Annotated in this window: 4 protein-coding genes; 2 read left to right on the forward strand and 2 right to left on the reverse strand. The window is 74.0% G+C overall.

Annotation, left to right across the window (positions count from 1 at the left end):
* The first annotated feature begins 25 nt into the window (after positions 1 to 25).
* Positions 26 to 1,072, forward strand: coding sequence for a taurine ABC transporter substrate-binding protein (locus ACOV8S_RS04025; protein ID WP_448317344.1), 1,047 nt, complete (start codon positions 26 to 28; stop codon positions 1,070 to 1,072).
* A complete protein-coding gene (locus tag ACOV8S_RS04030) occupies positions 1,059 to 1,820 on the forward strand; it encodes an ABC transporter ATP-binding protein (protein ID WP_448316134.1) in 762 nt (253 codons plus the stop codon). The genes ACOV8S_RS04025 and ACOV8S_RS04030 overlap by 14 nt, the downstream gene beginning before the upstream one ends.
* A 123-nt stretch (positions 1,821 to 1,943) precedes the next feature.
* Here the strand turns inward: ACOV8S_RS04030 and ACOV8S_RS04035 are convergent, their stop codons facing one another.
* Both ACOV8S_RS04035 and ACOV8S_RS04040 read right to left on the reverse strand, forming a co-directional pair.
* The gene (locus ACOV8S_RS04035; protein WP_448316135.1) at positions 1,944 to 2,762 is read right to left on the reverse strand and encodes a rhomboid family intramembrane serine protease; all 819 of its coding nucleotides are present in this window, start codon (positions 2,760 to 2,762) and stop codon (positions 1,944 to 1,946) included.
* Positions 2,763 to 2,878: 116 nt separating this feature from the next.
* A partial coding sequence (locus tag ACOV8S_RS04040; protein WP_448316136.1) for an FAD-dependent oxidoreductase occupies positions 2,879 to 4,232 on the reverse strand: 1,354 nt, incomplete at its 5' end.

The following is a 4,232-nucleotide window of genomic DNA, read 5'->3' on the forward strand; positions in this document are numbered from 1 at the left end:
CCCCACCTCGTACGAAGGAACCGTCATGGCCCCGTTCGCCCGCCGCACCGCCCGCCGCACCCTCCTCCTCGCCTCCGCCACGGTGCTGACCGCCGTCGCCGCGACCGCCTGCGGAACGGGCGCCGACGACGGCGACGGCGGAAGAACCCAGGTGCGCATCGCCTACCAGGCGATACCCAACGCCGACCTCGTGGTGAAGAACCGGAAGCTGCTGGAGAAGGCGCTCCCGGACGCCGACGTGAAGTGGGTGAAGTTCGACTCCGGCGCCGACGTCAACACCGCGGTGATCGCAGGCTCCGTGGACCTCGGCCTGGCCGGATCCAGCGCCGTCGCCAAGGGCCTGTCCCAGCCGCTGAACATCCCCTACAAGGTGCTGTGGATCCACGACGTGATCGGGGACAACGAGGCCCTCGTCGCCCGGAAGGGCATCGGCTCCGTCAAGGCGCTCAAGGGCAGGAAGGTGGCCGCCCCCTTCGGGTCGACCACCCACTACTCCCTGCTGGCCGCCCTGGAGGAGGCCGGGCTGGAGCAGTCCGACGTGAAGCTGGTCGACCTCCAGCCCCAGGACGCCCTCGCCGCCTGGCAGCGCGGCGACATCGACGCCGCCTACGTGTGGACGCCCACCCTCTCCGAACTCGCGAAGGACGGCACCGTCCTCGTCACCAGCCGCGAGATCGCCGAACAGGGCAGGCCCACCGCCGACCTGGGCGTCGTCACCACCGCCTTCGCCGACCAGCACCCCGACGTCGTGGACGCCTGGCTCGCGGCGGAGAACCAGGCCGTGCGGCTCGCCAGGAAGAGCCCCGACGAGGCGGCCGCCGCCATCGGCGCCGAGCTCGGCCTGAGCCCGAAGGAGGCGAAGGAACAGCTCGGCCAGCTGGTGCTGCTCACCGCCGAGGAGCAGGCGGGAGCCGACCACCTCGGCGCACCCGGGACCCCGGGCGCGCTGGCCGGCAGCCTGCACGACGCCGCCCGGTTCCTGAAGTCGCAGAAGGCGGTCGACGCGGTCCCCGCCCGCTCCGTCTTCGAGAAGGCCCTCGCGGTCGAGGAGCTGGCCCGTGTCACCGGCTGAGCCCGACATCCGCCTGCGGGACGTCACCGTCCGCTACGGCACCCCGAGGAGTCCGGTCACCGCCGTCGCCGACGCCTCCCTCACCGTGCGGCCGGGGGAGTTCGTGGTCCTGGTCGGCCCGTCCGGGTGCGGAAAGACCACGCTGCTGCGGCTGGTCGCGGGCCTGGAGCGGCCGGCGGCGGGCACGGTGGAGGTCCGTCGCGCGACCGGCGTGGTCTTCCAGACGCCTCGCCTCTTCCCCTGGCGCACGGTGGGCGGCAACCTCTCCTTCGCGCTCGCCCGCAAGGGGGTCGCACGCGCCGAACGGCCCGCCAGGGTGGCGGAGCTGCTGTCGCTGGTCGGGCTGGCCGGAGTGGCGGGGCGGCGCACCTGGGAACTGTCCGGCGGCCAGCAGCAACGCGTCGCCATCGCCCGCGCGCTGGCCACCGAACCGCAGGTCCTGCTGATGGACGAGCCGTTCGCCGCCCTGGACGCCTTCACCCGGGAGCGGCTCCAGGAGGAACTGCGCACCCTGGCCGCGAGCACCGGCACGACCGTCCTGTTCGTGACCCACTCCGCGGAGGAGGCGGTGCTGCTCGGCTCGCGGGTCCTGGTGATGGCGGCCGGGCCGGGGCGGATCGTGGACGAGATGACGGTGCCGCTCCCGCGCGGGACCACCACGGACGCGGCCGCCCTGCGCGGCGACCCCCGCTTCGCCGCCCTGCGCGCCGAACTGGCCGCCGTCACCCGCGCCGCGACCGCCGCCTGACCCGATCCACGCCCGGCCGCGGGGTGCCCGCCCCGTGGCCGGGCGTGGGACCGGGCGTGGGACCGGGCGGGGCGGTCACGGTGCCGGAGGCGGTGGACACGGAAGGCGCCGCGACCGCGGTGATCACCAGGTCCGCCGGGCCTGCCGCCCGAAGGCGATCCGTGGCGGTTCCGGCGGCTGGGTGGTGCCGGGCCGCAGCGGCAGGGCCAGCAGCATGCCGGCGAGGAAGCCCGCGACATGGGCGAGGTACGCCACGGTTCCGGCGCCCGCGACGCCGCCGCCGGAGGAGTAGACGGCCTGCAGGGCGAACCAGGCGCCCAGGACGATCCAGGCGGGCAGCCGGAGCGGGAGGAAGACGAGGAAGGGCACCAGGACCCAGACCCGGGCGCGGGGATAGAGCACCAGATAGGCGCCGAGGACCCCGGCCACCGCCCCGGAGGCGCCGATCAGCGGGGTGGCGGAGGCCGCGTTGAGCAGGGAGTAGGCGTAGGCCGCCGCGTAGCCGCAGACCAGGTAGAAGAGGGCGAACCGCCAGTGGCCCATGCGGTCCTCGACGTTGTCGCCGAAGATCCACAGGAACAGCATGTTGCCCAGCAGGTGCAGCCAGCCGCCGTGCAGGAACATCGCGGACAGCACGCTGAGCTCCGGCGACTTCTCGTACCCCGGAGGCCGCACCACGCAGCCCGCGCCCTCCGGGCCGACGCCGGTCTCACCCGTCGGCACCAGCCGAGGCAGCCGGTGGTGGATCAGCTCCTGGGGGACGGCCGCGAAACGGTCCAGGAACGCCTCCAGACGGCAGAGTTCCGCCAGCGGCACGTTCCCGGTGAGCGATCCCGTGGTGCCGGGCGTCAGGAGGAAGACGACGACGTTCGCGACGATCAGCGCGTACAGCACCCACGGGGTGCGTCGCGCCGGATTGAGGTCGTGCACCGGGATCACCACGGGATCAGGGGTGCCCGCCGTCCCGCGGTTCAGACGTCACCCCGGCGGACCCGCCGGACGACACGGACCGCGTTTCCCCGCCGTCCGGCCGGAGCAGCCCGGCCGGAGCAGCCCGGTCAGACGTGGTGCGCCCGCACCGCCGAGGCCGCCTTGCGGGCCGCCACCAGCACCGGGTCCCACACCGGGGAGAACGGCGGCGCGTACCCCAGGTCGAGGGCCGTCATCTGCTCCACCGTCATCCCGGCGGTCAGCGCCACCGCCGCCACGTCCACCCGCTTGGCGGCGCCCTCACGGCCCACGATCTGCACGCCGAGCAGCTTCCCGGTGCGGACCTCGGCCAGCATCTTCACGGTCATCGGCGAGGCGCCCGGGTAGTACCCGGCCCGGCTGGTCGACTCGATCGTGACGGCGTGGAAGCGCATCCCGGCGCGCAGCGCGTCCTTCTCCCGCAGGCCGGTGCGGGCGATCTCCAGGTCGCACACCTTGCTGACGGCGGTGCCCACCACCCCCGGGAAGGTGGCGTAGCCGCCGGCGGCGTTGGCGCCGATCACCTGGCCGTGCTTGTTGGCGTGCGTGCCCAGCGCCACGTGCTGCTGCTGGCCGGAGACCAGGTTGAGCACCTCCACGCAGTCACCGCCTGCCCAGATGTTCCGGTGGCCGCGGACCCGCATGCCCAGGTCGGTGAGGAGGCCGCCGCTCGCCCCGAGCGGGAGGCCGGCGGCGCGCGCGAGAGTGGTCTCCGGCCGGACGCCGATGCCCAGCACCACCACGTCCGCCGGGAACTCCCGGTCGCCGGCCCGCACGGCGCGGGCGCGGCCGTCCTCACCGGCGAGGACGGCGGTGACGTCCGTCTCGTTCACCATGGTGATGCCCATGCCCTCCATGGCGGTGTGCACCTTGCGGCCCATGTCCGGGTCGAGGGTGGACATCGGCTCCTTGCCGCGGTTGACCACCGTGACCTCGAAGCCGTGGTTGATCAGCGCCTCGGCCATCTCGACGCCGATGTAACCGGCGCCCACCACCACCGCGCGCCGCCCGCCGGCCCGCTCCAGGGAGTCGATCAGCGCCTGGCCGTCGTCCAGGGTCTGCACGCCGTGCACGCCCGGCAGTTCGATGCCGGGCAGCGGGGGCCGCACCGGGGTGGCGCCGGTGGCGATCACCAGCTTGTCGTAGGAGGTCCAGGACTCCTCGCCGCTCTCCAGGTCACGGGCGCGGACCCGGCCGCCGTCGACGTCGAGTTCGGTGACCTCGGTGCGCATCCGCAGGTCGATGCCGCGGGCGCGGTGCTCGTCCGGCGAGCGGGCGATCAGCTGCTCGGGATCGGAGACCGCCCCGCCCACCCAGTAGGGGATGCCGCAGGCCGAGTAGGAGGAGAAGTGGCCCCGCTCGAAGGCGACGATCTCCAGCTCCTCGGGGTCCTTCATCCGGCGTGCCTGCGACGCGGCGGACATGCCCGCCGCGTCGCAGGCA

The sequence above is a fragment of the Streptomyces sp. CO7 genome (assembly GCF_053474865.1).

Coding starts and splice junctions, on each gene's coding strand:
- ACOV8S_RS04025 (WP_448317344.1), top strand. CDS start 26: ATGGCCCCGTTCGCCCGCCGCACCGCCCGCCGCACCCTCCTCCTCGCC.